This window comes from Methylobacterium sp. 1973 (assembly GCF_040545035.1).
Classification (GTDB): domain Bacteria; phylum Pseudomonadota; class Alphaproteobacteria; order Rhizobiales; family Beijerinckiaceae; genus Methylobacterium; species Methylobacterium fujisawaense.
Genome location: NZ_JBEPLA010000001.1, coordinates 388,904 through 414,534 on the forward strand (window position 1 = coordinate 388,904; position 25,631 = coordinate 414,534).

Below are 25,631 nucleotides of genomic sequence, written 5' to 3' on the forward strand. Positions count from 1 at the left end.
TCGCGATTTGGTCCAGGGATGCGGGATGCAGAACCGCCCGCAAGCGCAGCCCGCCGGGGACGGCGCGCCCGCCACGTCCATCACCGCCCGCGCCATGGGCGCCCTCCGCCGCGACGCCGCCGGCTATCTCGAGGGGCTCAATCCCGAGCAGCGCCGCGCCGTCGAGACCACGGAGGGCCCGATCCTCGTGCTGGCCGGCGCCGGCACCGGCAAGACCCGGGTGCTGACCACCCGCATCGCCCACCTGATCGCCACCGGGCGGGCGCGCCCCTTCGACATCCTGGCGGTGACCTTCACCAACAAGGCCGCCCGGGAGATGAAGCACCGGATCGGCACGCTGATCGGCCCCGCCGGCGAGGGCATGCCCTGGCTCGGCACCTTCCACGCCATCGGCACCAAGATCCTGCGCCGCCACGCCGAGCTGGTTGGGCTCAAATCCGACTTCACCATCCTGGGCACCGACGACCAGCTCCGGCTGATGAAGCAGGTGATCGCCGACCAGAACGTCGACGAGAAGCGCTGGCCGGCCCGGGCCCTGTCCCACGCCATCGACGGCTGGAAGAACCGCGGCCTCGGCCCCGAGCAGGTGCCCCCGGGCGAGGCTGCCTCGTTCGCCTTCGGAAAGGGCGGCGCGCTCTACACCGCCTACCAGGCCCGGCTCGCGACGCTGAACGCCGTCGATTTCGGCGATCTCCTGCTGCTCTGCCTTAAGCTCTGGCGGGAGAACCCCGACGTCCTGGCCAATTACCAGGACCGGTTCCGCTACATCCTGGTGGACGAGTACCAAGACACCAACGTCGCGCAGTACCTGTGGCTGCGCCTGCTGGCGCAACAGCGCAAGAACATCGCCTGCGTGGGCGACGACGACCAGTCGATCTACGGCTGGCGCGGCGCCGAGGTCGACAACATCCTGCGCTTCGAGCACGATTTCCCCGGCGCGGTGGTGGTGCGGCTGGAGCGCAACTACCGCTCCACCGGCCATATCCTCGCCGCCGCCTCGGGGCTGATCGCCAAGAACGAGAGCCGCCTCGGCAAGACCCTGCGCACCGACGACGAGCCGGGCGAGCGCGTCACCGTCACGGGCGCCTGGGATTCCGAGGAGGAGGCGCGGATGCTCGCCGAATCGATCGAATCCCTCCAGGTGAAGCAGCATCCCCTGTCGGAGATCGCCGTGCTGGTGCGGATTTCCGCGCAGATGCGCGAGATCGAGGATCGGTTCGTCCAGCTCGGCCTGCCCTATCGGGTCATCGGCGGCCCGCGCTTCTACGAGCGCGCCGAGATCCGCGACGCCCTGGCGTATCTGCGCGCCACCGTGAATGTCAGCGACGACCTCGCCTTCGAGCGGATCGTGAACACGCCCAAGCGCGGCCTGGGCGACGCCACCCTGCAGCAGCTCCACACCTACGGCCGTGCCAACCGGCTGCCCCTGCGGATCGCCGCCGAGCGCCTGTGCGAGACCGACGAGCTGAAGCCCCGCGTCCGCTCGACCCTGCGGGCGCTCACCGAGAGCTTCGCACGGTGGGCGCGACTGGTGGAGGCGCAGCCGCACAGCGAGGTCGCGCAGACGATCCTCGAGGAATCCGGCTACACCGAGATGTGGCAGAAGGACCGCTCGGCCGACGCCGCCGGCCGGCTGGAGAACCTGAAGGAATTCGTCCGCTCCATGGAGGAATTCCCCGACCTCGCGGCCTTCCTGGAGCACGTCTCCCTGGTGATGGAGGCCTCCGAGGCGGAGGGCGCCGAGCGGGTCTCGCTGATGACGCTCCACGCCGCCAAGGGGCTCGAATTCGACACCGTGTTCCTCCCCGGCTGGGAGGACGGCCTGTTCCCGAACCAGCGGGCGCTGGACGAGAGCGGCCGCGCCGGCCTGGAGGAGGAGCGGCGCCTCGCCCATGTGGGCCTGACCCGGGCGCGCAAGCGGGCGAAGCTGTCCTTCGCGGTCAACCGGCGCATCCACGGGCTCTGGTCGTCGACCATCCCGTCGCGGTTCATCGACGAGTTGCCCGAGACCGCCGTCGACGTGGTCGAGGCCCCCGCCCACTTCTCGGCCGGCGCCTCGCGGTTCGACCGCAACCCGGCGCCGTTCGGATCGAGCTACGGCACGCCGGGGTGGCAGCGGGCGCAGGCCAACACCGCGCCGGGTGGCCGGTCCGGGTCCGGCGGCGGCTTCCGGTCGGCGGGCCCGGGGGGCCGCTCCGGCGGCCAGTCCGGCGGACCTCGCCAGATCGAGGGCGAGCTGATCGCCAAGTCGACGGGCGCGCCCTCGGCCTTCCAGGCCGGCCAGCGGGTCTTCCACACCAAGTTCGGGCCCGGAACGGTCGCGGGCGTCGATGGCAACAAGCTCACCGTTGACTTCGACAAGGCCGGCCAGAAAATGGTGCTCGACAGCTTCATCCAGGCCGGGTGAGGCCCGTCCCGCCGACCAAGCCCGGACGTTTCAGGGCGGCAGGGTCGGCCGGCTTCGCCCCTGCGGGCGGGGAGGATCGTGATCGTGCCGGATGCCGCGTCATCGCGTCTCCCCCGTCCCGAACCTGATGCATCCGCGCCAGCCGCGCGGCTTTTTCGAAGCCCCCTTGCCCACCGTCACCCCTTGGTCACACCCGGCGCGCATTCGTCGGATGCGAATCGCACTGGTGCGCCAGTTGCATCGTGTATTCGGCCGCGCACGGATCGTCGTGACGCTCTCCACAGGCGGACGAGCGCGGGGCGGAACCTTCGGCCTGGGGCCGGTATTAAGTTTCGCAAACGAATAGAACCGGGAGCACGCAGGTAAACGGCAGTTCAGATACAGATCCAGGTTGGCTAGTCCCGTTGGAGTGTACATCCATGAAGAGACGCCGCGCACGACTTGAACTGGTTGAAGACCGCACGTCCCGCATTCACCGCACACGCTTCGACGAAGAACGCAACCTCGCCCCCATCCAGCCGCTCACCGAACGCCAAGCCGAGTATCTCGACGCCCTCGCCCGCTCCCCGCAGGTCATCGTCCTGGGGCCGGCCGGCACCGGAAAGACCTTCATCGCCGGCACCCGCGCGGCGGACCAGCTCCGCCAGCGCCGGATCGCCAAGGTCGTCATCACCCGCCCGAACGTGCCCTCGGGCCGGTCCCTCGGCTACTTCCCCGGCACGCTGGAAGAGAAGATCGCCCCCTGGGTCGCTCCGCTGACCGAGGCTATGAAGGAGCGCATGGGCGCCGCCGCCTTCGAGATCGCCCTCAAGACCGGCGACATCGAGATCGTCCCCTTCGAGGTGATGCGCGGGCGGACCTTCAAGAACTGCCTCGTGATCCTCGACGAGGCCCAGAACACCACGATCAACGAGATCAAGATGTTCCTGACCCGGATCGGCGACGATTGTCAGGTCATCATCAACGGCGATGTGTCGCAGACCGACCTGCGCGAGACCTCCGGCCTGCGCACCGTCATGCACATGGTCAAGAGCCGGATGATGCCGATCCCGGTGGTGGAGTTCACCCGCAACGACATCGTGCGTTCGGGAATCTGTGCCGAATGGGTGAAGGCCTTCGAGGAAACGAATCTCTGACTTGGCAGTTGATGGCGGCGGGTCCTCGCAGACCCGCCGTGCCGCCCCGCGGCACGAGACGACTCTCCGCACCTCCCGTCCGGGAGGAGGAACCGGGCACCCGACCCGGCCACCAGAAAATTGGAGTCTCCTCGTGAGGAAACTGACCTTCGCCTTTGCCGTGCTGGCCTCCCTGGGCGGCGCCGCTCTCGTCCAGCCGGCCTCGGCGGCTCCGGCGATGCCCGGCGCCGTCACGGCGCCCGACGCCGTGACCCATGTCCGCATGACCCCGATGGAGCACCGCATGATGCACCGCCGGATGGAGCGCCGCATGATGCACCGCCGGATGGAGCGCCGCATGATGCATCACCGCATGCATCGCCGCATGATGCGCCACATGTGATCAGCCGGCGAAGCGGGGGCCTCGCGCCTCCGCCTCGCCGTCCCGGACCGACCGGGCGTTGCTCCCCATCGCGAAGATTCCTATCTCGTCCTCTCGAATCGCGCCGTCAGGCGGCCGCCGCGGCAGCCGGCCGATCCGGGAGACCTCGATGCCCCCCTCCAATCGACTGTTCGACGACCTCGCCCGCCTGATGACCGACGCGGCCGGCGCCGCGCAGGGCGTCCGCCGCGAGGCGGAGACCGTGGCCCGGGCGCAGCTCGAACGCGTCATCCGCGACCTCGACATCGCCTCGCGCGAGGAGCTCGACGTGCTCCGCGACCTCGTGACTCAGCTGCAGGCGCAGAACGAGGCCCTCTCCGCCCGAATTGCGGCCCTGGAGGCGAAATCCGGTGCCGCCGGAGCGGGCGCCGCGGGCCTGAGCGAGGCCGTCTGAGTCTCCGCGGCAACGCCCCCGGCTTTTACACAGGAAGCCGCGGCGACGATCCGGTTTCCTGTTCACCGATTGTGACCTGCACTTTGTGTCGCGAGTCACGGCCGGTCTATAGTCGGGCATAGGGTGATTCGGGGGCTGCAGGGCGATGTCCGCAGAGCTTCGACAGTCGATCGCATCACCACCGGCCTAGATCTGCCGATCGTTCCAGTTCTCGGAGTGTTCTCACGCTCCGGTTTCGCGTCACCGTCACGTCGGGCCGGATCTCGTCCGGGCCGTCCTTTTGGATCGTCATGCCGCTTCTCAACGTCGACTTCCACGACCCGGACCGGAACGAGCATCCGCTCGACGTCGTCGAGCGGCTGGCCTCCCTGCGCGATTGGATCTTCGACCGGGCCGAGACCGACGAGATGTCGGTCACGAGCCCCGGCCGGTGGACCGACTACAACGTGGCCTTCACCTGGATCGAGGATGTCGAGGCGCTTCACGTCGCCTGCGCCTTCGACCTCAAGGTGCAGGAGCGGCAGCGCACCGAGGTGATGCGCCTGATCGCGATGATCAATGAACAACTGTGGGTCGGCCATTTCGACCTTTGGACCACCGACAACGTCGTGATGTTCCGGCACGCCCTGCTGCTGACGGGGGGCGCGGTGCCGACCCACCCGCAATGCGCCACCATGATGAAGACCGCGGTGGACGCCTGCGAACGCTACTTCCAAGCGTTCCAGTTCGTGCTCTGGGCCGGCAAGAGCGCCCGCGAAGCGCTGGACGCTGTCCTGTTCGAGACCGAAGGCGAGGCGTGACCGGCCCGATGCCGATGCCCGCCTCGCTGGTCCTGGCCGGGGCCGGCAAGATGGGCGGCGCGATGCTGGCGGGCTGGCTGGATGCTGGCCTCGACCCGCGCCGGACGACGATCATCGACCCCGTGCCGTCCGGCGCGATCGTGGACCTCTGCACCGAACGGGGCATCGCCCTGAACCCCCCGGCCCCCGAGCCCGGCGCCGTTCTGGTCCTCGGCATCAAGCCGCAGGGTCTGGAGACGGCCGCCCCGGGGCTCGACCGGCTGATCGGCCGCGACACGCTCCTCGTCTCGATCCTGGCGGGCAAGACCATCGCGGATCTCCGCGCCCGCCTGCCGCGGGCGCGGGCCGTCGTCCGGGCCATGCCGAACCTGCCGGCGAGCATCGGCCGGGGCGCCACCGGCGCCTGCGCGAATCCCGAGGTGACGCCCGCGCAGCGCGCGGCCGCCGAGGCGCTGTTCGCGGCGAACGGCACGATGGCGTGGCTCACCGACGAGGCGCAGATCGACGCCGTGACGGCGGTCTCGGGCTCCGGGCCGGCCTACGTGTTCCTGCTCGCCGAGACCCTGGCGGATGCCGGCATCGCGGCCGGCCTGGATCCCGACGTGGCCCGCAACCTCGCCCGGGCGACGGTGGCGGGGGCCGGTGCGCTCCTCGACGCAGACCCGGCCGAGGCGGCGGACTTGCGCCGCAACGTCACCTCCCCCGGCGGCACCACGGCGGCGGCCCTCGACGTGCTGATGCGGCCGGACGGCCTCGGCGCGCTGATGCGGGAGGCCGTGGCGGCGGCCCGCAGACGGGCGGAGGACCTCGCCGGCTGACACGGTGCGGCGTCCGTGCGGCATGGCCGCGCGACGGCCCTGCCCTTCGCCGCCGGCTCGCCTACATGAGGCGACACGACCGACAGACCGGGCGACCGATCCATGACCGACAGCAGAGCCACCTCCAAGCGTCCCCGCAAGGGCGCGACGTCCCCCAAAGCGAGCAGCGCCACCGAGAGCGTCGCCCCCGCGGCCTCCGCTCAGGATGGCGCGGCGCGGAGCGCCGGTGCGGCGCCGGAGGATAGCGCGCCGAAGCTGCCGCCCCGGGAGGCCGCCGTCGAGGCTCTGATGCGGCTCGCCGCCGAGCAGCCCTGGAACGACATCGAGGTGAGCGACATCGCCCGGGAGGCGGGTCTGACGCTCGCCGAACTGCGCGACCTGTTCCCGTCGAAGGGCGCCGTGCTCGGCGGCCTGACCCGCATCATCGACCGCAAGGTCCTGGAGGGCGATCTCGCCGGCCTTGAGGAGGAGCCCACCCGCGAGCGGCTGTTCGACGTTCTGATGCGCCGCATCGATGCGATGGAGCCCTACAAGCCCGCCCTGCGCCGGATCGCCTACGCGCTGCGCGGCGAGCCGCTGTCGATGCTGGCGCTGAACGGCGTGATGCTGAACTCGCACCGTTACATGCTGGCGGCGGCCGGGATCGACACCGAAGGCCCCCTCGGACAGTTCAAGCTGCAGGGCGTGGTCATCGCTTTCGCCCGCGTGACCCAGGTCTGGCTCGACGACGACGACCCGGCCCTGGCCCGGACGATGGCGAAGCTCGACAAGGAAATCCGCAACGGCGAGCGCGTCATGGAACGCGCCGAGGATGTCCGTCGGTTGACGGCGCCCCTGCGCGCCCTCGGCCGCTCCTTCCTCGATCGACGCCCCCGCGAGCGGCGGTCGCGCGACGGCGACGAGACCGACACCGCCGCCATCTAGGCCGCCCTGGCCTTCACGCCGCCTGAATGTCGTCGAGGAAGCTGTCGACCTCGCGCTTGACCGTCAATGACTGGGTGGCAAGCTCGGACGCAGCGCTCTGGACCTGCGCGGCTGCGCTGCCGGTCTCGCGAGCGGCGGCCAGCACGCGCGTGACGTTGGCCGACACATTCTCCGTGCCCCGCGCCGCTTCACCGGCATTGCGCGAGATCTCGCTCGTGGCGGCCGTCTGCTGCACCACCGTCGCGGCGATGGCGCCGCTGATCTCGTTCACGGCGGCGATCGTGCGGCCGATCTGGGCCATCGCCTCCGCGGCCTGCCCCGAGGCCGCCTGGATCGCGGCGATCTGGCCGCCGATCTCCTCGGTGGCCCGCGCCGTCTGCGAAGCGAGCTCCTTCACTTCCGAGGCCACGACGGCGAAGCCGCGCCCCGCCTCGCCGGCCCGCGCCGCCTCGATGGTGGCGTTGAGGGCCAGCAGGTTGGTCTGGTTCGCGATGCCGGAGATCATGATCACGGCAGCGCCGATCTGCTCGGCGGCGGCGCGCAGGCTCGCCATGGCGGCGTTGGTCGCCTCGGCCTCGTGGGCGGCGTGACCGGCCACCTCGTTGGAGCGCACGACCTGCCGCTCGATCTCCTGAAGCGAGGAGACCATCTCCTCGGCGGCCGCCGCGACGGTCTGGACATTGGCCGAGGTCTGCGCGGCGGCCGAGCTCGATGTCACCGCCTGACTGTTGGTGTTGTCGGCCACCCGGGTCATCGCCTGCGCGGTCGCGTCGAGTTCGCTGGTCGCCGCCGTGACGATGGCGAGCGAGGCGGCGATCTTCGCCTGGAAGGCTTGGACGCGCTGCTCGACCCGCTCGGCCCGGCGGAGGCGAGCCTCCCGTTCGGCGGCCTGCGCCGCCTCGAGCTCCGCTCGGGCGACCGCGTTCTGCCGGAAGATGTCGACGGCCTTGGCCATCGCGCCCATCTCGTCGGCCGCGTCGCGGTACGGCACAACGACCTGAAGGTCGCCGCCGGCCAGCCGCGTCATCGCCTCCGTCATGCCGGCGATCGGCCGGATGATGCTGCGGGCCAGCATGAAGGCCAGGACGCCCCCGAGGAGCAGGGCCGCGCCGACGAGGCCGATCAGGATGTAGCGGGCCCGTGACGCGGCCGACGCGGTCTCCCGGGAAATCCTCTCGCCGGCGGCCACGATCCGGTCGCGCAGCGCGATGCCGAGCCGTTCGATCGCGTCGGTGTGGGGCTTGATCCCGGTTTCGAACGTCGCCTTTGCCGAAGCCACCGCCTGATCGTACGCACGGAAGCCGGTCGCGGCGGCGACCAGCGCGTCGCGAACGGCCCTGACCTGCTGCGCGAAGACCGCGCCGCCCTGCGTGTCCTTGAACGCATCCAGGGCCGCCAGAGCCTGCTCGACCCGCTGCTCGAAGGTGCTGCGGTCCTGCGGATCCAGGCCGATCACGAAGCGGGCCGATGCGATGCGGGACCGCAGGACGGCATTCTCGATGTGCTCGATCCGCGCCAGCATTGCCTCGCCGCCTCGGGCGCGCACGTCCGCGAGCAGGTTTCCGAGAAGAACGGTGAGTGTATTGCCGGTCTCGTAGAGTTTCGCCCTGGCTTCACGCAGGGTCGCGCCCGAGGCCGCGAGGCGCTCCAGCTCCGGCTTCATCGCGCGGGCGGCCTCCCGCACGTCGTCGTACAGCTTCCGCCCGCCGTCGGTCATGGCCAGCGAGAAGTACTTGTCGCAGGTCTGCTCGATCGCCCGCCGGGCCTGCTCCATCGCGACGATCAGATCGGGATCCGGCTGGAGCCGGTACCGTTCGGCGGTTCCGATGAGGCGTGCGGCGTGACCGTCGATCATCAGGACCGATTGCGCCCCCCGCTCCACCCGCTCCCGGAGCGCGTGGTCTTCGCTGATCACTCCTTGCTGGTAGATCGCTAATGCACCGATGATACCCGTGATCATGACGAGCATCGCAAATCCCGCGTAGAGGCGAGAGCGTATCCCAGTTCTCACAGGCGCATCTTCCACGGAACAGGCCAAGTTCTCGGCCGAACGATAGACGCCTCAATCATGACAACATCGTGTCACGCGATCAAGTTCAACTTGTACTATATATATTTGGCGGCAATGTATTGAGATATATTTGATATTCAGGCCAGGCAAGTCAGCCGCAGACGCAGGGCGGTACGCGCAAACGGCAATCGGGGCGTTCTCGTCGCGATGGACCAGTTCTGACAACGCGTCCTGGGCCGCCAGAAAGCTTCGACTTGCGCGTGTCCGCTGCTGAGCCGCGCTAAAACTGCGCGGGGATCCCTCTTTCACCGGATCACGCGGCCGCTGCATTTGGATTGCCGTGCGGCCCGGCCCGCGTTGCTGACATCGAGCGGGCCGTCCCGATTGCAACAGTACCGAACCGGCACGGAGGCGCGGCGACGTCGTGAGTCGCGTCGGCCGCGATTCGCTCGACGCCTTGCGAGGCCCCTCAGGCCGTCGCGCCGGACCTCAGGCCGCGCGGTTCGCCAGCGCCTCGCGCATCATCGTGGCGACCATGCCGTTCTGAAGCTGGTCGCGCGGGACGAGCAGCGCGTCGGGCACGCGGGCCGACGCCTCCGGCTCCATCGCGTCCACCGGGTCGCTAGCGAGGATGATGCGCAGGGCCGGGCGCAGGGCCCGCGCCTCGACGGCGAGCTGCGCGCAGCACAATCCCCCCTGGAGCGCGGTATCCACCACGATCACATCCACGGGGAGGCCGAGGGCCAGCACCGTCATGGCATCGACGCCGCGATCGCAGGCGGTGACCTGATAACCCAGCATCCGGACTTGCGCGGAGACCTCGTCGCGCCAGCGCTTGTGGCAGCCGACCACCAGAACCTGGATTCGATAGCAGCTGCCCTGGGGAAGGCTGCCCGAGGCAGTCTCGACGTCGGCTGGGGGCATTCCGCACTCGACCTCGCGCTGACTTTGCGATGCAGCATGCTAGGCTGGGATGCAATCCACACGCAAGCCCGACGCCGTGATACCGCCGTATTCGGCGCCGTCGGTGCACAAAACCGAAGCAGCTCGAAGCGTGGCCATAGGCTGAGCACACGGTTGACGCCGCAGGGGTCGCGCGGGCAACACCGGGCCGCCGCGGAACCTGAGCCGCGCGTGCCGGAGCCTGAGCCGATGTCATCCGCGAAAGCCCCTCCCGTCTCCCCGCTGGCGCCCACCGCGATGCCCGAGCTGCCCCCCCTGCCGGGCGTGCGCATCGCCACCGCTCAGGCGGGGATCCGCTACAGCGGCCGAACCGACGTGCTCTACGTCGCGCTGGAATCCGGCACCCGGGCCGCGGGGGTGTTCACCCGGTCGAAATGTCCCTCGGCGCCGGTGGATTGGTGTCGCGACGCCCTGGCCGACGGATCCGCGCGGGCGCTGGTGGTCAATTCGGGCAACGCCAACGCCTTCACGGGCCGGCTCGGACGCGACGCGGTGGCGCGCACCGTCGAGATCGCCGCGCAGGCGGCGGGCTGCCGCACGGGGGAGGTGTACGTGGCGTCGACCGGCGTGATCGGCGAGCCGCTTCCGGCGGAGCGGTTCGAGGGCGTGCTCGCGGAGTGCGCGGCCCGGGCCGAGGATGGACCGGCCGCCTGGAATGCGGCGGCCCGCGCGATCATGACCACCGACACCTTCCCGAAGCTCGCCACCCGCACGGCCGAGATCGCCGGCGTGCCCGTGACCATCAACGGGATCGCCAAGGGCGCCGGCATGATCGCCCCCGACATGGCGACGATGCTGTCCTTCGTCTTCACCGACGCGGCCCTGCCGCAGGACGTGCTGCAGGCGCTCCTGTCGGCGGGCACGAAGACGAGCTTCAACTGCGTGACGGTGGACGGCGACACGTCCACCTCCGACACGCTGATGCTGTTCGCCACCGCCAGGGCCGGCCATCCGGCCATCACGGATCCCGCCGACCCGCTTCTCGCCGGCTTCCGGGAGGCGCTCGACGGCCTGCTGATCGAGCTGGCCCAGCTCGTCGCCAAGGATGGTGAGGGCGCGCGCAAGTTCGTCACCGTGCGGGTCACCGGCGCCGAGAGCGACGCCTCCGCGCACCGCATCGCGATGTCGATCGCCAACTCGCCGCTGGTGAAGACCGCGGTGGCCGGCGAGGATGCCAATTGGGGCCGCGTCGTGATGGCCGTGGGCAAGGCCGGCGAGCCCGCCGACCGCGACCGGCTCGCGATCTGGTTCGGCGACGTCCGGGTGGCCGTCCAGGGCGCTCGCGACCCCGATTACAGCGAAGCGGCTGCCAGCGCCGTGATGCGCGAACCGGAGATCGAGATCCGGGTCGATCTCGGCCTGGGCGACGGCCATGCCCGCGTCTGGACCTGCGACCTGACCAAGGCCTATGTCGAGATCAACGGGGATTACCGCTCGTGAGGGCCATCCTGTCCGGCGCCCTGCTGGTCACGGTCCTGGCGGCCCCGGTTCAGGCCGACGACGCGGCGTGCAAGCGGCATATCAGCGTCGTCGGACGCGCGGCGGAGACGCGGGCACCGGACTTCGCCGAGGTGACCGTCGGCATTGAGGCGCGCGCCGCGACCGCGGCAGCCGCCCTCGACGCGGCCTCGAAGGCGGTGTCCGGCGTCTCGGCGCAGGCCCGTGCCCTCGGAGTCCCGCCGGCCGATATCGGGACGGCCGCCGTCACCCTGCAGACGGCGACCCGCACCGTCGCCCGGCCCGGAGGCGCCGTGACCGAGGAGCCCGACGGCTACCGCGCCAGCAACCTCGTCACGGTCCGCCTCGCCGATATGGACCGCCTCGGCGACCTTCTCCGGCAAGCACTGGACTCCGGGGCGAACCGCATCGACGGCGTGAGCTTCGGACTGCGCGACCCGGACAAGAGCGAAGCAGCCCTTCAGGTCGCGGCGACCCGGGACGCCCGGAGCCGGGCCGAGGCGCTCGCCGAGGCGGTCGGGGCCAAGCTCGGCGCGCTCTGCACGCTGACCACCACGGTCGGGACACCGTACCGCCCGGCGCTGGAGATGGCCCGCGCGGCACCGATGGCCGCCAAAGGGCGACGGGTGCCGATCGAGGCGGGCACGATACAGATGTCCTCAGAGGTCACGGCCGCTTTCGCGGTGGCGCAATGAGCGGGCTCGAAGGCGGCGCGCTGCGCCTGCTTCTGGTGGTCGCCGTGGCCCTCGTCGACGTCGACGGCCGGGTGCTGGTGAGCGAGCGTCCGGCGGGCAAGCAGCTCGCCGGCCTGTGGGAGTTCCCCGGCGGCAAGGTCGAGCCCGGCGAGCGCCCCGAGCAGACCCTGATCCGGGAGCTCGCCGAGGAACTCGGCATCCGGGTCGAGGAGCCCTGCCTCGCGCCGCTGACCTTCGCCAGCCATGCCTATCCGGACTTCCACCTTTTGATGCCGCTCTACGTCTGCCGGCGCTGGACCGGCACGCCGCGCCCGATGGAGGGACAGGCGCTCAAATGGGTCCGGCCGAAGGCGCTGCGCGATCTCGCCATGCCGCCCGCCGACGCGCCGCTGATCCCGTTCCTGGTCGACCTGCTGGGAAGCTGAACGCCTCAAGGTCCGGGTCGCTCGGTCCCGGTCCGCTCCGTCATCGCGAGCGCAGCGATCCAGGGTAGCGAGAGGCCAACCCGCGTCCCACGGCCTGAATGGCCGCCCTCCGCTCGAAGACGGCGGAGCCTCGGCGGGTTCGTTCTTCGGGCGCGGGCCCGCGCCCGGCCCTCACAAGGCCAGGATACCCTCGACGACCTCCTGCACGGCGAGCGCCTCCGCGAAGGTGGCGAGGGGATGGGGTTCGCCGCGGGCCATCCGGACGACGCCCTCAAGCTGTCGCCGGAGGGTGATCGGCCGCAGCCGCTCGTTGGGGATCGCGTCCGGCTCCGGCTCGAAGCGCCCGTCGGCGCCCCGACGCTCCGCGATGGCCCAGTCGCGCAGCCGGACGGCGCCCGCATCGCCCTCCAGCGTCCACGTGTTGTGGTCGTCGGCCTCGACGCCCCCGACCCGGCCGGTCAGGGTGACGGGAATCCCACCCGCGGTGAGCGTCACGTCGATCGCGCGCTCGGACCGGCCCGGCTCCGGGAACGCGATCCGTCCCGCGAGACCCTGGAGCGGGCCGAGTTGGCGGCGGGCCAGGAACAGGAAATGCGAGACCACCTCGCGGGTGAAGCCGCCCTCCGCCCGGGCGTCGAGCCAGTGCGCGGCGTCGGCCTGCCAGGGGCGCGGCCAGCGAGCGAATGCCACCGCGATGGTGAGCGCCCGGGGCGTGCCGACCGCGCCCGCCTCGATCCAGCGCTCGATCGTCGCCACGCCCGGCGACGAGGCGAACGGGAAATTGACCGCGCCGGCACCCGTGGTGTCCGCCACGAAGGCGCGGGCATCGGCCAGATCGATGGCGAGCGGCTTCTCGCAGAAGACGCTCCGGCCGGCGGCCAGGGCGGCACGGGCATAGCCGAGATGCGAGGCGGGCGGCGAGGCGACGTAGACGCAGTCGCTCGCCGCCACGACCGCGGCGGCGTCGGCTACGCGCGGCACCGCCGGGAAGGCCGCGCCGATCCGGGCCAGGGCCTCCGGGGCCGGATCCCAGATCGCCGCGACCCGCACGGGCGAATCCGCCGCCCCGTGGATCGCGCCGAGCAGGCGCTCGCCCATGATGCCCGCGCCGATGATCCCGAGGGCGAGGGGTGCGTCGGAGGTCGGCATGCGAGGATCCGTGCGGAGGTTCGGGTCTGACGGACCGCGGCGTGCGGCCCGTCGCAGGCTTTAGGAGCCCGGACCCGCGCGGGAAAGGCCGCCGGTCTCCTCAACCTTGGATGAAGGCGAGCAGGTCTGCGCTGAGCCGGTCCTTGTGGGTGGCGGCCAGCCCGTGCGGGGCGCCCGGATACTCCTTCAGCACGGCGTTCGGCACGAGCTTGACGGCGGCGCGCGCCGCGGCGTCGATCGGCACGATCTGGTCGTCGTCGCCGTGCACGAACAGGGTCGGCACGTCGATGCGCTTCAGGTCCGCGGTGAAGTCGGTCTCCGAGAAGGCCGCCACGCAGGCGTGCACGTTCCGCAGGCCGGCCATCATGCCCTGCATCCAGAACGTGTCCCGCAGACCGTCGCTGACAGCGGCGCCCGGTCGGTTGGCGCCGTAGAACGGGCCGCTCAGGTCCTTGAAGAACTGGGACCGGTCGCGGAGGACCGAGTCGCGGATGCCGTCGAACACCTCCCTGGGCTGGCCGCCCGGATTCGCGGGGGTCCGGACCATCTGGGGCGTCACGGCCCCGACCAGCACCGCCTTGGCGATGCGCGCCGTGCCGTGCCGCCCGATGGTGCGGGCGACCTCGCCGCCACCGGTGGAGTGGCCGACCAGCACCGCGTCGCGCAGGTCGAGATGGGCGATCAGCCCGGCGAGATCGTCCGCATAGGTGTCCATGTCGTTGCCGGACCAGGGCTGCTCGGAGCGACCGTGCCCCCGGCGGTCATGGGCGATGACCCGGAACCCGTGCTGCCCGAGGAACAGCATCTGATCCTCCCAGGCGTCGCCGTTGAGCGGCCAGCCGTGGCTGAAGACCACCGGCTGCCCGGTGCCCCAATCCTTGAAGTAGATCTGCGTGCCGTCCTGCGTGGTGAAGTAGGGCATGGTGGTCTCCCGATAGTCGCAACAGTCGAAGGACGGGTCAGGCCCGGCCCTGCCGCGCGTCGAGGCTGAACGGACCGGCCCCGAAGGCCGCGACCTGAAGCAAGCCGCCGGCCATGGCGAGGTTCTTCAGGAAGTGGAACATCTGGTTCTGGTCGCCGAGGGCCGCGTGGAAGGTCACCGCGGTGGCGACCGCGAAGAGCGCGAGGATCAGGGCGACGAGCCGGGTGCGGTAGCCGGCGATGAGCAGCAGCCCGCCGACGACCTCCACGCTTGTCGCCGCCGCGTAGGCGAGCGGCGGCAGCGGCAGATGGGCGGCCTCGATGGTGGCGAGCGTCGCGGCGGGGGCGGCGAGCTTGCCGGCGCCGCTCACGAGAAAGATCGCGCTCATCAGGACCCGGCCGGCCACCGGCAGCAGGGCGGTCGCGCCGGGAGAGGAAATCGGGGACATCGTCAATCGCTCCATCCTGTCGTCAGTTGCGGAATCAGGCCGCTTCGGGGCGTTGGAGGCTGCGAAGCCATGCGAGGGCCTGACTGACATCGGCCTGCGACAGGCCGTGGCCGGCCGGCAGGATCCTATGCTCCACGCGCGCCCCGGAGGCGGAAAGCTGCTGCGCGAGGCGCCTTGCATTCTCGACGGGTACGATCGGGTCCATCGCCCCGGAGAGGATCAGGACCGGCCGGCCCGCGAGGTCCGCGGCCGGGGGCTCGGCGAACGGCACCATCGGGCGGATCAGCACGGCACCCGTCAGGGTCTCCGGCCGGAGCATCAGCAGCGAGGCGGCGATGTTGGCGCCGTTCGAGAATCCCAAAGCCAGGGGGGGCCCGAGGCCGTACCGTTCCCGGGACGCCGCCACGAAGGCGGCGAGGTCGCCGGTGCGCCGACGGAGATCCGCCTCGTCGAAGACGCCTTCGGCCAGGCGCCGGAAGAAGCGCGGCATGCCGTTCTCGCTGACGCCGCCGCGCGGCGCGAGCAGGGCGGCCTCCGGCGCGACCATGCGGCCGAGGGGCAGGAGGTCGTTCTCGTCGCCGCCGGTCCCGTGCAGCAGCAGCAGGGGACGCGCGGTGTCGGGACCGGGCTCGAAGCGGTGGATGAAGCCGGTGGTATCCTGGGTCATGATGGCCTCACGGCTGATGGGGCGCGGTCCCGCCCCGCACGGATGCGGGGCGGGCATGATGGTGTCGCGGCTCAGGCGACCTTGGGCAGGACGGCCTCGATCTCGGCCCGGTGCGGCTCCAAGCCGGCGGGGAGCTTGAGCGCCTGGCCGAGGGCCTCGATCGGCTCGTCCACCGCGAAGCCGGGCGCGTCCGTGGCGATCTCGAACAGCACGCCGCCGGGCTCGCGGAAGTAGACCGAGCGGAAGTACTGCCGGTCGCGCTGCTCCGTGACGTGCAGGCCCCGCGCCGCGAGCGCCTGCCCCATCGCAGCCTGCGCGGCGTCGTCCGCCGCCCGGAATGCGATGTGGTGGACCGAACCCGCCCCCGGCCGTCCGGGCAGGAAGCCGCCCACCGCCCGCAGGGTGACGAGCCCGCCGAGTTCGGCGCTGCCCGCGAAGCGGATCAGGCTGCCCTCGCGGCCGACCTCCTGCAGGCCGAGCACCTCCGTGAGGATCGCGGCCGTGGGCTCGGCCCTGTCGAGGAGCAGCGTCACCCCGTGGAGGCCGCGGATCGCGTGCTCGGCCGGTACCTCGCTCGACGCCCAGCCCTCCGCATCGCCGACATCGACGCCCACCAGGGCGAGCATCATGCCGTCCGGATCGCGGAATCGCAGGGTCGGCGCGCCGAAGACCTGAACGAGCGGCTCGTGGGCGACGCCCTTCTCGATAAAGCGATGGGTCCACCAACCGATGGAGGCGCGGGGAACCCGGAAGGCGGTCTCCTGGGTCTCGCCGATCCCGACGCGGCCCGGCGCGGCGTGCTCGATGGGGAAGAAGGTCAGGATCGTGCCCGGGCGCCCGGCCGCATCGCCGTAATACAGGTGATAGGTGCCCGGATCGTCGAAGTTGACGGTCTTCTTCACCAGACGCAGCCCGAGGACGCGGGTGTGGAAGTCGAGGTTGCGGAGGGCCGGGCCGGAGAAGGCCGTGACATGATGGAGGCCGGTCTGAACCATGGCGATGTCTCCCGACAGGCCACCGCGGAGGGCGGCGTGTTTCGATGACGGGAATGTGCCCCTTGCCATGTCTCGCGAAAATAGAAACGATGGAAACCTATCGTTTCTGGAAATGACCGATGCGATTGCCCGATTTCGAGGCCTGGGCGGTGTTCGCCAAGGTGGTGGAGACCGGCTCCTTCGGTCGGGCTGCCACGGAGCTCGGCCTGTCGAAGGCCACGGTCTCGAAGGCGGTGAGCCGGCTCGAGGTCCGGATCGGTGCCCGTCTGTTCAACCGCACGTCCCGGAAACTCGCCCTCACGGCGGCTGGGCAAGGCGCCAAGGACAGCGCCGCACGCATCCTGGCCGAAGGTGAGGCCGCCGAGGCCCTCGCGACGGCGAGCGCCACAGAGCCGCGCGGCCTCGTGCGCCTCGCCGCGCCGATGACCTTCGGGGTGATGCACGTGGCGCCGATTCTGCCGGCCTTCCTGCAGCAATACCCATCCGTTTCGGTCGACCTGCACCTGTCCGACGCGGTCGTCGACTTGGTCGGGGGCGGATTCGATGCCGGGCTGCGCATCGCCGCCCTGCCCGACTCATCGCTGCGGGCGCGCCGGCTCTGCGGGATCCGCCGCTCGCTGGTGGCCACGCCCGCCTATCTCGACCGGCACGGCAGGCCCGAACATCCGGACGATCTCATCCATCACACCTGCCTCGGCTACGCCTACCTGCCGACGCCCGATCGCTGGCGATTCGTGGACGGAGCCGGGACCGAGGCCGTCGTGGTGCCCGCGGGCCAGCTTCGGGCGAACAATGCCGAGGCCCTGACACCGGCGCTTCGGGCCGGTCTCGGCCTCGCCCTGCAACCGGACTTCATGATCTGGGAGGACCTCGAGGCCGGGCGCCTCGAACGGGTGCTGCCCGCTTGGTCGCCGCCCCCGATCGCGCTGCATCTCGTCATGCCCCCCGGCGATCCGAGGCCTGCGCGGGTGACGGCGCTGATCGCATACCTGGGGCAGACCCTCGCCCAGTCGCCTTGGGCCGATCCGCACCACCGGCGCGATCCACCAGAACGATAGGCCGCGCGACGGGGCCGTGCCCCACCCGGTTTCGGTCCTGGTTTTCGCAATCTGGATCAGTGCCGTCCACGTCGGCGTGCGTTATCGGCGATCAGCAGGTGAGTCGCATGATGTTCCTGCTGGCTGAATGACATCGCGGGCGGGGGCCGAGACGTACAACCCAACAGCAGGGGCCCGTAAATTTGCAACCTCAAGTTCGATCAGGACAATCTGGCATTGGACATGCGAGCGTTTCCGCGGCATGACGGTGTCCTGCATAAATGTATACATTCGGCGAGGCGTTGATGTCCCCTGCGGTCCCCGGACGACCGGCGCCAGATCGGCTGCGGCACAAGACCGTATCCGCGGCCGTCGCGGACTCGTTGCGTCAGCAGATCCTGAACGGGGACCTGCCGCCCGGGGTGCAGCTTCGCCAGGATGCCCTGGCTGAGGAATTCGGGATCAGCCGGATCCCGATCCGCGAAGCTTTGCTCCAGCTGGAAGCCAGTAATCTCGTGAAGATCATGCCGCATCGGGGTGCGGTCGTGACGGGCCTGTCGCTGCAAGAGGTCGAGGACATCTTCCAGCTGCGCGTCCAGCTGGAGCCGCAATTGCTGCTGCTATCGGCCCCTCACCTGTCGCACGACGAGATCCGGGATCTCGACGCGCTCGCGCAGGAGTACGGCGCGGCGCTGGAGACGGGCGAGGTCCTCCGATGGGGCGACCTGAACAGCCGTTTCCATCTCGACCTGCTCCGCCACGCCAATCGCCCGCGGTCGCTAACGATCGTGTCCGGGCTGCTGCAGGATTGCGAACGGCCGACGCGGCTGCAGATCTCGACCTCCAACGACGCGACCCGCGCCCTCAGCGAACATGCGCAGATCCTCGACCTGTGCGAGGCGCGTAGGTTTGAGGAGGCCGCGGCCTGCCTGCGCGGCCATATCGAGCATGTCGGCACTTCCCTCATCGCCCTCTACCGGCGTGCTCTCGCCAGGGCCTGATCGGACCTGACAAAGCCGTGCGCCCCGGCGCATCCGGCCGACTCAGTCCGGCTTGGATGCCCGACCGCCGATCCGCCCCGGCAGACGGGTCAGGCGATCCTTCATCTCGAGCACCTTCTGGACCTTTGCGCCGAGGGTGAGGAGCTGGACGAGGCGCTCTGTTTCGAGGCGGCGCACGTCGGCGTACCAGCCCGCGAACAGCTCGAAGAGGTCATGCATCTCCTTGAGACGCTCCTGGGCGTGCCGCTCCTCCTCGGTGGCGGCGTCCTGCATCAGGAGCTCGCGCAGGAGGGTCAGCGTCGGATCGACTTCCCGCTTCTTGCGCTCCTCGACCAGCGTCCGAACGATCTGCCAGATGTCCTCGGGCGTCGTGAAGTAGTCGCGTCGGTCGCCCGGCCGGTGCTGGAGGCGCACGAGATTCCAGGCCTGCAGTTCCTTCAGGCCCATGCTGACGTTGGAGCGCGACACGCCGAGCCGTTCCACGATCTCGTCGGCGTTGAACGGCCGCTCGGCCACGAACAGCAGGGCGTAGATCTGCCCCACGGTCCGGTTGATGCCCCAGCGCGAGCCCATCTCGCCGAAGTGCAGCACGAAGGTCTGGACGAGGGGAGGCAGCTGCACGGCGAGGGTCCGACGCGGGGAAGGTACGGGGTCGCCCCCGGCTTATCAGGACTTGAGCCAGAACCGGAGGAGCGTCGCCACGAAGGCGAGGCCGACGACGCTCGAGGCCCAGAGCACCGCGAACCAAGCGAGGCGCTTCCAGAGGGGTTGTGCCGATGCGGGTGCCATCAGTGATATCCGTGCGCGTCGACCTTGCCGCGGAAAACCCAGTACGCGTACGCGGTGTAGGATAGGATGATCGGGATCAAAACCGAGGCGCCGGCGAGGAGAAAGATCTGGCTCGCCTCGGGAGCGGCCGCCTGCCAGATCGTGATCCGGCCCGGCACGATGTCGGGGAAGATGCTGATGCCCAGCCCCAGGAAGGTCAGGGCGAACAGGCCCAGCGCAATCAGGAAAGGCGCCCGCTCGGCGCCGCTGCGCAGGGCCCGCCACAGGGCGTACGCGGCGAGCGCCACGAGCAGCGGCACCTGCGCGGTGACGAGCACGTTCGGCATCGCCAGCCAGCGCTCGGCGTAGCGGCCCTGGAGGAACGGCGTCACGGCACTGACGAGGGCGATGGCCGCGACCGTCGCCACGGTGAGGCCCAGGGCATAGCGACGGGCCTGCGCCTGGAGCTGGCCCTCGGTGCGCATCACCAGCCACGTCGCCCCGAGCAGTGCGTAGGCGACGACCAAGCTCGCGCCGACGAGGATGCTGAAGGGCGTGAGCCAGTCCCACCAGCCGCCGGCATAGGCCCGCCCCTCGACGGTGATGCCCTGCAGGAGGGCGCCCAGCGTGATGCCCTGGGCCAGGGTCGCCACCAGCGAGCCGCCCGCGAAGGCCACGTCCCAGGCGGCGCGGTGGCGGGGATCGCGCCAGCGGAACTCGAAGGCGACGCCGCGGAAGATCAGGCCGAGCAGCATCGCGATGATCGGCGCGTAGAGCGCCGGCAGGATCACCGCGTAGGCCAGGGGGAAGACGGCGAACAGGCCGCCGCCCCCCAGCACGAGCCAGGTCTCGTTGCCGTCCCAGACCGGGGCGACCGAGTTCATCGCGGTGTCCCGCTCCGCGCCGGGCCGCAGGAGGGGGAACAGGAGGCCGATGCCGAGATCGAAGCCGTCCATGACGATGTAGGCGAAGACCGCGAAGGCGATCACGAACGCCCAGACCACCGTGAGGTCGAAGCTGTAGGCCATGGGTTCCTCACTCGGCCGGCTGGAGATGGCGGTCGGGATCGATCGCCGGGGCGGGGGTGAGGCCCGCCGTCCGGATCGGCACGCCGGGCTCGATGCCGCGCTCGCCGGCATGCGGGGGCTTGGCCATCAGGCGGAGGATGTAGGGGGTGCCCATGGCAAAGACCGCGAAGTAGATCACCACGAAGGCGGTGAGCGAGGCCGCCACCGCGGGCGCGTGGAGCGGCGAGGCGGACTGCGCCGTGCGCAGCAGGCCGTAGACCGTGTAGGGCTGGCGCCCGACCTCGGTGGTGATCCAGCCGGCCAGCACCGCCACGAAGCCGGCCGGGCCCATCGCCACCGCGAAGCGGTGCAGCGGCGGCCACGTGTAGAGCGTCCCGCGCCAGCGGGCGAGGAGGCTCAGGGCGCCGAGCAGCAGCATCAGCATCCCGAGGCCGACCATGATGCGGAACGACCAGAACACGATCGGCACCGGCGGCCATTCCGCCCGCGGCAGGCTGTCGAGCCCCTTCAGGGGCGCGTTCGGATCGTGCTTCAGCACCAGCGAGGACAGCTTCGGGATCTCGACCGCGTAGCGGACGGTGCCGGTCTCCTGGTCGGGCAGGCCGAACAGGATCAGCGGCGCGCCGTCCGGGTGGCTCTGGTAGTGCCCCTCCATGGCCATGACCTTGGCGGGCTGGTGCTCCAGCGTGTTCAGACCGTGCGCGTCGCCGGCGAGGATCTGGACCGGCGCCACCAGCGCGGCCATCCACATCGCCATCGAGAACATCGTCCGGGCAGCCGGATTGGACCGGTCGCGCAGGAGGTGCCACGCGCCGACCGCGCCGACCACCAGGGCGGTGGTGAGATAGGCGGCCAGCACCATGTGCACGAGGCGGAACGGGAAGGACGGGTTGAACACGATCGCCCACCAGTCGAGCGGCACGAACTGGCCGTCTGCGTTCGTGCCGTAGCCCGCCGGGGTCTGCATCCAGGAATTCACCGACAGGATCCAGAAGGCCGAGAAGAAGGTCCCGAACGCCACCATCAGCGTCGCCGCGAAGTGCAGCCGCGGCCCGACCTTCGTCATGCCGAAGAGCATCACGCCGAGGAAGCCCGCCTCCAGGAAGAAGGCCGACAGCACCTCGTAGGCCATCATCGGGCCCAGCACCGGGCCGGTCTTGTCGGAGAAGACTGACCAGTTCGTGCCGAACTGGTAGGACATCACCAGCCCCGACACGACGCCCATGGCGAAGGCGATCGCGAAGATCTTAATCCAGTACTTGAACAGGTCCATGAAGACCTCACGCCCGGTGGCGAGCCAAAGCCCTTCCAGCACGGCGAGGAAGCTCGCGAGGCCGATCGAAAAGGCCGGGAACACGATGTGGAAGGCCACCGTGAACCCGAACTGCATGCGGGCGAGGATCAGGGGATCGAGATTGGCGAGCACGTCGGGCCTCCGGCACTGAGCGCGACTCGGCATATAGCAATTTCAGAAATATCTGAAAAGTCAGAATGCAGAACGGCCGCGCGTCGGGGCGGCCGCGCGCGTCGGCCTCCGGGGCTGATCCGGGCGACGCGCGGGTCTGGACGTCCGCGCTTGAACGCGGCAGGGTCGCGGCCTTCCCCACAGGTCGGGATCCTGCAGGCGCTCCGGTGCATGCCGCGCCACGGCACGCCGCGTCCCGACGCAAGCAGAGCACGCGCCGCCATGGCCGATATCCCCGCATCCGCCGCGCCCGTCGATCTCGCCTCCGCCCTCTCGGCGCGCATCCGCGGCATCGGGACGAGCCAGATCGGGCTGGTGGCGGATCGTGGGCGGGACGACCCGGAGGTCGTGAAGCTCTGGATCGGCGAGGGCGATCTGCCGACCCCGCCCTTCATCGTCGAGGCGGCCCACAAGGCGATGCTCGCCGGGCACACCCGCTACACGACCTCGCTGGGGCTGCCGGCGCTGCGCGCGGCGCTCGGCGCCTATCACGCCCGCCATTGGGACGTGGAGATCCCGCCCGACCGGTTCGCCGTCACGGCGGGCGGCATGAACGCGATCATGCAGGCCGCCCAGGTGCTGCTGGAACCGGGCGACGAGATGATCATCCCGTCCCCGGCCTGGCCGAATCTCGGCGAGGCGGTCCGCATCGCCGGCGGCGTCCCGGTGACGGTCCCGTACCGCAGGCTGCCCGACGGACGCTTCGCGCTGCCGCTCGCCGATATCGAGGCGGCGCTCACCCCGCGCACCCGGGTGATCATGGTGAATTCACCCTCCAATCCCACCGGCTGGACCATGCCGCTGCCGGAGATGAAGGCCCTGCGCGACCTCGCCCGGGAGCGCGGCCTCTGGATCCTCTCGGACGAGGTCTACGCGCATTTCACCTACGGCAACCGGATCGCGCCGTCCTTCCTGCAGATCTGCTCGGAGGACGACCGGCTGATCGTCACCAACACCTTCTCGAAGAACTGGGCCATGACCGGCTGGCGCGCCGGCTGGGTGATCTATCCCCGTGGCCTCGCGCCCACCTTCGCCAAGCTCGGACAGTACAGCACCACCTCGATCCCGACCTTCGTCCAGCACGCCTGCATCGCGGCCCTCGAGGAGGGCGACGGCTTCATCCGCACCATGGTCGACCGCTGCGCCGAGGCCCGGGCGATCCTGATGGAGGGCTTGTCCCGTCTCCCGGGCGTCACGGTCGCACCGCCTGACGGGGCCTTCTACCTCATGGCCCGGATGGGCGGCGACGAGCCCAGCCTCGACCTGGCACTGCGCCTGCTGCGGGAGGCCAAGGTCGGGGTGGCGCCGGGGACCGCCTTCGGGCCGGAGGGCGAAGGTCTGGTCCGGATCTGCTTCGCCATCAGCCCGGCCCTGGCGCGAGAGGCGGTGCGGCGGCTCTCGGGCGCGCTCGGGACCCGCGCCCCGGCCGCGTCGGCGTATTGAGCCGGGCGGGTTAGGCGGCCCCGCTCGCCTTGCACGCGCGGCGACGTAGCAGGACGGTGAAGCAACGACGGTGAAGGCCTACGGGCCGTCCTTGCTCAGGGAGTCACCTGTCCGAGGCCGCAGCGCCCTCTCAGCGCCCCCAGCGCAGGACCAGCGCATCGTTCCGGCGCGCCAGTTCGATCAGCCCGGCGCGCGTGTCGGGGTGCAGCGGCTGGATCGGCAACCGCGCGGTCTCGTGGGCGATCACCCCGCCCTCGGCCATCAGCGCCTTGCAGGCCAGCAGCCCGCATTGCCGGTTCTCGTAGTTGATCAGCGGCAGCCAGCGCGCGTAGGCGTCCATGGCCTCGTCCCGGCGGCCCGCCGCGTAGGCGTCGGTGATCTGCCGGATCCCGTCCGGATAGGCCCCGCCGGTCATCGCTCCGGTGGCGCCGGCATCGAGGTCGGCCATCAGGGTGATCGCCTCCTCGCCGTCCCAGGGGCCCACCACCGCTTCGCCGCCCAGCGCGATCAGCTCGCGGAGCTTGGCTGCAGCCTGCGCCGTCTCGATCTTGAAATAGGCGACGTTGGCGATCTCCCGGGCCATGCGCGCCAGGAACGCGGCCGAGAGCGGCGTCCCCGAAACCGGAGCGTCCTGGATCATGATCGGGATCGAGATCGCGTCCGAGACCGCGCGGAAGAACTCGTAGATGCCGAGGTCCGGCACGCGGATCGTGGCCCCGTGATAGGGCGGCATGATCATCACCATGGCGGCCCCGGCCTCCTGCGCCAGCCGCGAGCGCTCGGCACAGACCTGCGTGGCGAAGTGGGTCGTGGTGACGATCACGGGCACGCGGCCGGCCACGTGCTCCAGCACGGCGTGCATGACGGTCTCCCGCTCCGCGTCGGTGAGGACGAACTGCTCGGAGAAGTTGGCGAGGATGCACAGGCCCTGGCTGCCGGCGTCGATCATGAAGTCGATCGCCCGGCGCTGCCCGTCGAGGTCGAGGGCGCCCGCGGCGTCGAAGACCGTCGGGGCGACCGGGAAGACGCCCCGGTAGGATTGGGCAGGCGAGGTCATGCGCGCTCCTTCCATCGAGAAGGCCGCGTTCCCCGGCGCGTGAATCGGTCCGGATTCGAGACCCGCTTCCTCCTAGCACGGAGCCGGCCTGTCCGCGGCCGCATCATATCCCCGGGACGATGCCCCTGTCGGTAGGCGTCCCGGGTTCCCCTTGATATGGGAAGCGCGGCCTTCCGGAGCGTGGCGCCATGCGGCGGCATTTCCTGACGGTCCATCAAGTCCCGGCCACGCGCTGGCCGCCCGAAACCTTTTCTGCGTCCCGCGTCGACAGCTGAGAGCGACCTCGGCGACAGCGGCAGGACCTTCTATCGCGCTGGAGCCAACCACGATGCGCTTTGTCTCGACCCGCCTCGCCCTGGTCCTCGCCGCTGCGGCATGCCTCCTCGGAATGCCCGCGCAGGCGGACGACCTCGACGCGATCCGTGCGTCCAAGACCCTGCGCATCGGGACGGAGGGCACCTACGCGCCGTTCACGTTCCACGACGCCTCCGGGGCGCTCGTCGGCTTCGACGTGGAGATCGGCCGCAAGGTCGCCGAGAAGCTCGGCGTCACGCCGCAATTCCTCGAAGGCAAATGGGACGGCCTGATCGCCGGCCTCGACGGCAAGCGCTACGACGTGGTGATCAACCAAGTCGGCATCACCAAGGAGCGTCAGGCGAAGTTCGACTTCTCCGAGCCCTATATCCGGGCGCGGGCCGTGCTGATCACACGCGCGGACCGGGCGGACATCACGTCCTTCGCCGACCTGAAGGGCAAGAAGGCCGCGCAGAGCCTGAGCAGCAACTTCGCGCGCCTTGCCGAGCAGTCCGGTGCCGAGCTCGTCGGCACGGACGGATTCGATCAGTCGGTTCAGCTCGTGGCCACCGGCCGCGCCGACGCGACCGTCAACGACAGCCTGTCGTTCCTCGACTTCCACAAGCAGAAGCCGAATGCGCCCGTGAAGATCGTCGCCGAGCAGACGGACGCGGACGCATCCGGGATCATCATGCGCAAGGACAACCCCGCGCTGAAGGCTGCCATCGACAAGGCGCTGGAGTCGATCAAGGCCGACGGCAGCTACGCGGCGATCGCCCAGAAGTACTTCGGCGCCGACGTCTCGAAGTAGCCGTCCGGAAGGGGCCCGTCGCGGCGCGCCTGCGGGTCGCCTGCAGGCCCCTGCAAGCCTGAAGGCTGCGAGGATCCGGGCGCGCCTCTGAAGG

26 protein-coding genes are annotated in these 25,631 nt (G+C 70.4%); 14 read left to right on the forward strand and 12 right to left on the reverse strand.

Going from position 1 to position 25,631, the window contains the following annotated elements; all coding sequences use genetic code 11:
• Window positions 1-25: 25 nt before the first annotated feature.
• The 7 genes from ABIC70_RS01925 (at window position 26) to ABIC70_RS01955 (ending at window position 6,900) form a co-directional block, all read left to right on the forward strand.
• Window positions 26-2,407, forward strand: coding sequence for an ATP-dependent helicase (locus ABIC70_RS01925; protein WP_043389230.1), 2,382 nt, complete (start codon window positions 26-28; stop codon window positions 2,405-2,407).
• Between the two features lie 419 nt (window positions 2,408-2,826).
• The gene (locus ABIC70_RS01930) at window positions 2,827-3,543 is read left to right on the forward strand and encodes a PhoH family protein (protein WP_012321860.1); all 717 of its coding nucleotides are present in this window, start codon (window positions 2,827-2,829) and stop codon (window positions 3,541-3,543) included.
• Between the two features lie 133 nt (window positions 3,544-3,676).
• Window positions 3,677-3,925: a hypothetical protein gene (locus ABIC70_RS01935; protein ID WP_043346996.1), complete on the forward strand. Its 249-nt coding sequence runs from the start codon at window positions 3,677-3,679 to the stop codon at window positions 3,923-3,925.
• Window positions 3,926-4,073: 148 nt separating this feature from the next.
• Window positions 4,074-4,358 carry an accessory factor UbiK family protein gene (locus ABIC70_RS01940; RefSeq protein WP_043346993.1) on the forward strand — a complete coding sequence of 95 codons (285 nt, stop codon included), beginning with the start codon at window positions 4,074-4,076 and terminating at the stop codon, window positions 4,356-4,358.
• A gap of 290 nt (window positions 4,359-4,648) precedes the next feature.
• Window positions 4,649-5,158, forward strand: coding sequence for a type III secretion system chaperone family protein (locus ABIC70_RS01945; protein WP_043346992.1), 510 nt, complete (start codon window positions 4,649-4,651; stop codon window positions 5,156-5,158).
• A gap of 8 nt (window positions 5,159-5,166) precedes the next feature.
• On the forward strand, window positions 5,167-5,976 hold the full coding sequence (gene proC, locus ABIC70_RS01950) for a pyrroline-5-carboxylate reductase (RefSeq protein WP_502915943.1): 810 nt from the start codon (window positions 5,167-5,169) through the stop codon (window positions 5,974-5,976).
• A 102-nt stretch (window positions 5,977-6,078) separates the two neighbouring features.
• A complete protein-coding gene (locus ABIC70_RS01955) occupies window positions 6,079-6,900 on the forward strand; it encodes a TetR/AcrR family transcriptional regulator (protein ID WP_354438727.1) in 822 nt (273 codons plus the stop codon).
• A 13-nt stretch (window positions 6,901-6,913) separates the two neighbouring features.
• Here the strand turns inward: ABIC70_RS01955 and ABIC70_RS01960 are convergent, their stop codons facing one another.
• Together ABIC70_RS01960 and ABIC70_RS01965 are read right to left on the reverse strand one after the other, a co-directional pair.
• Window positions 6,914-8,860, reverse strand: a complete 1,947-nt coding sequence (locus ABIC70_RS01960) for a methyl-accepting chemotaxis protein (RefSeq protein ID WP_354438728.1) — start codon at window positions 8,858-8,860, stop codon at window positions 6,914-6,916.
• Between the two features lie 540 nt (window positions 8,861-9,400).
• A complete protein-coding gene (locus tag ABIC70_RS01965) occupies window positions 9,401-9,835 on the reverse strand; it encodes a response regulator (protein WP_354438730.1) in 435 nt (144 codons plus the stop codon).
• Window positions 9,836-10,063: 228 nt separating this feature from the next.
• Here ABIC70_RS01965 and argJ point away from each other — a divergent pair, with 228 nt between their 5' ends.
• The 3 genes from argJ to ABIC70_RS01980 are packed head-to-tail and all read left to right on the forward strand — an operon-like array spanning window position 10,064 to window position 12,452.
• Window positions 10,064-11,314, forward strand: coding sequence for a bifunctional glutamate N-acetyltransferase/amino-acid acetyltransferase ArgJ (gene argJ, locus ABIC70_RS01970; RefSeq protein WP_354438731.1), 1,251 nt, complete (start codon window positions 10,064-10,066; stop codon window positions 11,312-11,314).
• A complete protein-coding gene (locus tag ABIC70_RS01975) occupies window positions 11,311-12,027 on the forward strand; it encodes an SIMPL domain-containing protein (RefSeq protein ID WP_354438732.1) in 717 nt (238 codons plus the stop codon). The genes argJ and ABIC70_RS01975 overlap by 4 nt, the downstream gene beginning before the upstream one ends.
• On the forward strand, window positions 12,024-12,452 hold the full coding sequence (locus ABIC70_RS01980) for a (deoxy)nucleoside triphosphate pyrophosphohydrolase (RefSeq protein ID WP_043346979.1): 429 nt from the start codon (window positions 12,024-12,026) through the stop codon (window positions 12,450-12,452). Before ABIC70_RS01975 ends, ABIC70_RS01980 begins: the two co-directional genes overlap by 4 nt.
• Window positions 12,453-12,623: 171 nt before the next feature.
• Here the strand turns inward: ABIC70_RS01980 and ABIC70_RS01985 are convergent, their stop codons facing one another.
• The 5 genes from ABIC70_RS01985 to ABIC70_RS02005 form a co-directional block, all read right to left on the reverse strand.
• Complete coding sequence (locus ABIC70_RS01985) at window positions 12,624-13,601, reverse strand: Gfo/Idh/MocA family protein (protein WP_053609262.1); 978 nt, start codon at window positions 13,599-13,601, stop codon at window positions 12,624-12,626.
• 100 nt (window positions 13,602-13,701) lie between these two features.
• Window positions 13,702-14,523, reverse strand: a complete 822-nt coding sequence (locus ABIC70_RS01990) for an alpha/beta fold hydrolase (RefSeq protein WP_043346975.1) — start codon at window positions 14,521-14,523, stop codon at window positions 13,702-13,704.
• Window positions 14,524-14,560: 37 nt separating this feature from the next.
• Complete coding sequence (locus tag ABIC70_RS01995) at window positions 14,561-14,971, reverse strand: DoxX family protein (RefSeq protein WP_043388964.1); 411 nt, start codon at window positions 14,969-14,971, stop codon at window positions 14,561-14,563.
• Window positions 14,972-15,005: 34 nt separating this feature from the next.
• Window positions 15,006-15,638 carry an alpha/beta hydrolase gene (locus ABIC70_RS02000; RefSeq protein WP_354438733.1) on the reverse strand — a complete coding sequence of 211 codons (633 nt, stop codon included), beginning with the start codon at window positions 15,636-15,638 and terminating at the stop codon, window positions 15,006-15,008.
• Between the two features lie 71 nt (window positions 15,639-15,709).
• On the reverse strand, window positions 15,710-16,633 hold the full coding sequence (locus tag ABIC70_RS02005; RefSeq protein WP_043346971.1) for a ring-cleaving dioxygenase: 924 nt from the start codon (window positions 16,631-16,633) through the stop codon (window positions 15,710-15,712).
• Between the two features lie 119 nt (window positions 16,634-16,752).
• Here ABIC70_RS02005 and ABIC70_RS02010 point away from each other — a divergent pair, with 119 nt between their 5' ends.
• Together ABIC70_RS02010 and ABIC70_RS02015 are read left to right on the forward strand one after the other, a co-directional pair.
• Window positions 16,753-17,691, forward strand: coding sequence for a LysR family transcriptional regulator (locus tag ABIC70_RS02010; protein WP_354438735.1), 939 nt, complete (start codon window positions 16,753-16,755; stop codon window positions 17,689-17,691).
• Window positions 17,692-17,975: 284 nt separating this feature from the next.
• A complete protein-coding gene (locus ABIC70_RS02015) occupies window positions 17,976-18,671 on the forward strand; it encodes a GntR family transcriptional regulator (protein ID WP_043346988.1) in 696 nt (231 codons plus the stop codon).
• A gap of 42 nt (window positions 18,672-18,713) precedes the next feature.
• Here the strand turns inward: ABIC70_RS02015 and ABIC70_RS02020 are convergent, their stop codons facing one another.
• The 4 genes from ABIC70_RS02020 to ABIC70_RS02035 are packed head-to-tail and all read right to left on the reverse strand — an operon-like array spanning window position 18,714 to window position 21,893.
• The gene (locus ABIC70_RS02020; RefSeq protein ID WP_075381225.1) at window positions 18,714-19,292 is read right to left on the reverse strand and encodes a GbsR/MarR family transcriptional regulator; all 579 of its coding nucleotides are present in this window, start codon (window positions 19,290-19,292) and stop codon (window positions 18,714-18,716) included.
• Window positions 19,293-19,337: 45 nt separating this feature from the next.
• Window positions 19,338-19,460: a DUF2474 family protein gene (locus ABIC70_RS02025; protein WP_043346965.1), complete on the reverse strand. Its 123-nt coding sequence runs from the start codon at window positions 19,458-19,460 to the stop codon at window positions 19,338-19,340.
• Window positions 19,460-20,467, reverse strand: coding sequence for a cytochrome d ubiquinol oxidase subunit II (gene cydB, locus ABIC70_RS02030; protein ID WP_179697600.1), 1,008 nt, complete (start codon window positions 20,465-20,467; stop codon window positions 19,460-19,462). Before cydB ends, ABIC70_RS02025 begins: the two co-directional genes overlap by 1 nt.
• Window positions 20,468-20,474: 7 nt before the next feature.
• Window positions 20,475-21,893 (reverse strand): cytochrome ubiquinol oxidase subunit I, encoded by a 1,419-nt coding sequence (locus tag ABIC70_RS02035; RefSeq protein WP_354438736.1) that lies wholly within the window; start codon window positions 21,891-21,893, stop codon window positions 20,475-20,477.
• 261 nt (window positions 21,894-22,154) lie between these two features.
• Between ABIC70_RS02035 and ABIC70_RS02040 the strand changes: the two genes are divergently transcribed.
• A complete protein-coding gene (locus tag ABIC70_RS02040; protein WP_354438737.1) occupies window positions 22,155-23,375 on the forward strand; it encodes a pyridoxal phosphate-dependent aminotransferase in 1,221 nt (406 codons plus the stop codon).
• A gap of 130 nt (window positions 23,376-23,505) precedes the next feature.
• Here the strand turns inward: ABIC70_RS02040 and ABIC70_RS02045 are convergent, their stop codons facing one another.
• Window positions 23,506-24,432 (reverse strand): dihydrodipicolinate synthase family protein, encoded by a 927-nt coding sequence (locus ABIC70_RS02045; protein WP_043357464.1) that lies wholly within the window; start codon window positions 24,430-24,432, stop codon window positions 23,506-23,508.
• 388 nt (window positions 24,433-24,820) lie between these two features.
• On the opposite strand from ABIC70_RS02045, the gene ABIC70_RS02050 reads away from it, so the two are divergent.
• Complete coding sequence (locus tag ABIC70_RS02050) at window positions 24,821-25,537, forward strand: amino acid ABC transporter substrate-binding protein (protein WP_374701391.1); 717 nt, start codon at window positions 24,821-24,823, stop codon at window positions 25,535-25,537.
• Window positions 25,538-25,631: the final 94 nt, after the last annotated feature.

Bases quoted from the DNA above. Each gene is read 5' to 3' on its own strand.
- ABIC70_RS01925 (WP_043389230.1), top strand. From the start codon at position 26: ATGCAGAACCGCCCGCAAGCGCAGCCCGCCGGGGACGGCGCGCCCGCC.
- ABIC70_RS01930 (WP_012321860.1), top strand. From the start codon at position 2,827: ATGAAGAGACGCCGCGCACGACTTGAACTGGTTGAAGACCGCACGTCC.
- ABIC70_RS01940 (WP_043346993.1), top strand. From the start codon at position 4,074: ATGCCCCCCTCCAATCGACTGTTCGACGACCTCGCCCGCCTGATGACC.
- ABIC70_RS01945 (WP_043346992.1), top strand. From the start codon at position 4,649: ATGCCGCTTCTCAACGTCGACTTCCACGACCCGGACCGGAACGAGCAT.
- proC (WP_502915943.1), top strand. From the start codon at position 5,167: ATGCCGATGCCCGCCTCGCTGGTCCTGGCCGGGGCCGGCAAGATGGGC.
- ABIC70_RS01955 (WP_354438727.1), top strand. From the start codon at position 6,079: ATGACCGACAGCAGAGCCACCTCCAAGCGTCCCCGCAAGGGCGCGACG.
- ABIC70_RS01960 (WP_354438728.1), bottom strand. From the start codon at position 8,860: ATGATCACGGGTATCATCGGTGCATTAGCGATCTACCAGCAAGGAGTG.
- ABIC70_RS01965 (WP_354438730.1), bottom strand. From the start codon at position 9,835: ATGCCCCCAGCCGACGTCGAGACTGCCTCGGGCAGCCTTCCCCAGGGC.
- argJ (WP_354438731.1), top strand. From the start codon at position 10,064: ATGTCATCCGCGAAAGCCCCTCCCGTCTCCCCGCTGGCGCCCACCGCG.
- ABIC70_RS01980 (WP_043346979.1), top strand. From the start codon at position 12,024: ATGAGCGGGCTCGAAGGCGGCGCGCTGCGCCTGCTTCTGGTGGTCGCC.
- ABIC70_RS01985 (WP_053609262.1), bottom strand. From the start codon at position 13,601: ATGCCGACCTCCGACGCACCCCTCGCCCTCGGGATCATCGGCGCGGGC.
- ABIC70_RS01990 (WP_043346975.1), bottom strand. From the start codon at position 14,523: ATGCCCTACTTCACCACGCAGGACGGCACGCAGATCTACTTCAAGGAT.
- ABIC70_RS01995 (WP_043388964.1), bottom strand. From the start codon at position 14,971: ATGTCCCCGATTTCCTCTCCCGGCGCGACCGCCCTGCTGCCGGTGGCC.
- ABIC70_RS02000 (WP_354438733.1), bottom strand. From the start codon at position 15,638: ATGACCCAGGATACCACCGGCTTCATCCACCGCTTCGAGCCCGGTCCC.
- ABIC70_RS02005 (WP_043346971.1), bottom strand. From the start codon at position 16,633: ATGGTTCAGACCGGCCTCCATCATGTCACGGCCTTCTCCGGCCCGGCC.
- ABIC70_RS02010 (WP_354438735.1), top strand. From the start codon at position 16,753: ATGCGATTGCCCGATTTCGAGGCCTGGGCGGTGTTCGCCAAGGTGGTG.
- ABIC70_RS02015 (WP_043346988.1), top strand. From the start codon at position 17,976: ATGTCCCCTGCGGTCCCCGGACGACCGGCGCCAGATCGGCTGCGGCAC.
- ABIC70_RS02025 (WP_043346965.1), bottom strand. From the start codon at position 19,460: ATGGCACCCGCATCGGCACAACCCCTCTGGAAGCGCCTCGCTTGGTTC.
- cydB (WP_179697600.1), bottom strand. From the start codon at position 20,467: ATGGCCTACAGCTTCGACCTCACGGTGGTCTGGGCGTTCGTGATCGCC.
- ABIC70_RS02040 (WP_354438737.1), top strand. From the start codon at position 22,155: ATGGCCGATATCCCCGCATCCGCCGCGCCCGTCGATCTCGCCTCCGCC.
- ABIC70_RS02045 (WP_043357464.1), bottom strand. From the start codon at position 24,432: ATGACCTCGCCTGCCCAATCCTACCGGGGCGTCTTCCCGGTCGCCCCG.
- ABIC70_RS02050 (WP_374701391.1), top strand. From the start codon at position 24,821: ATGCCCGCGCAGGCGGACGACCTCGACGCGATCCGTGCGTCCAAGACC.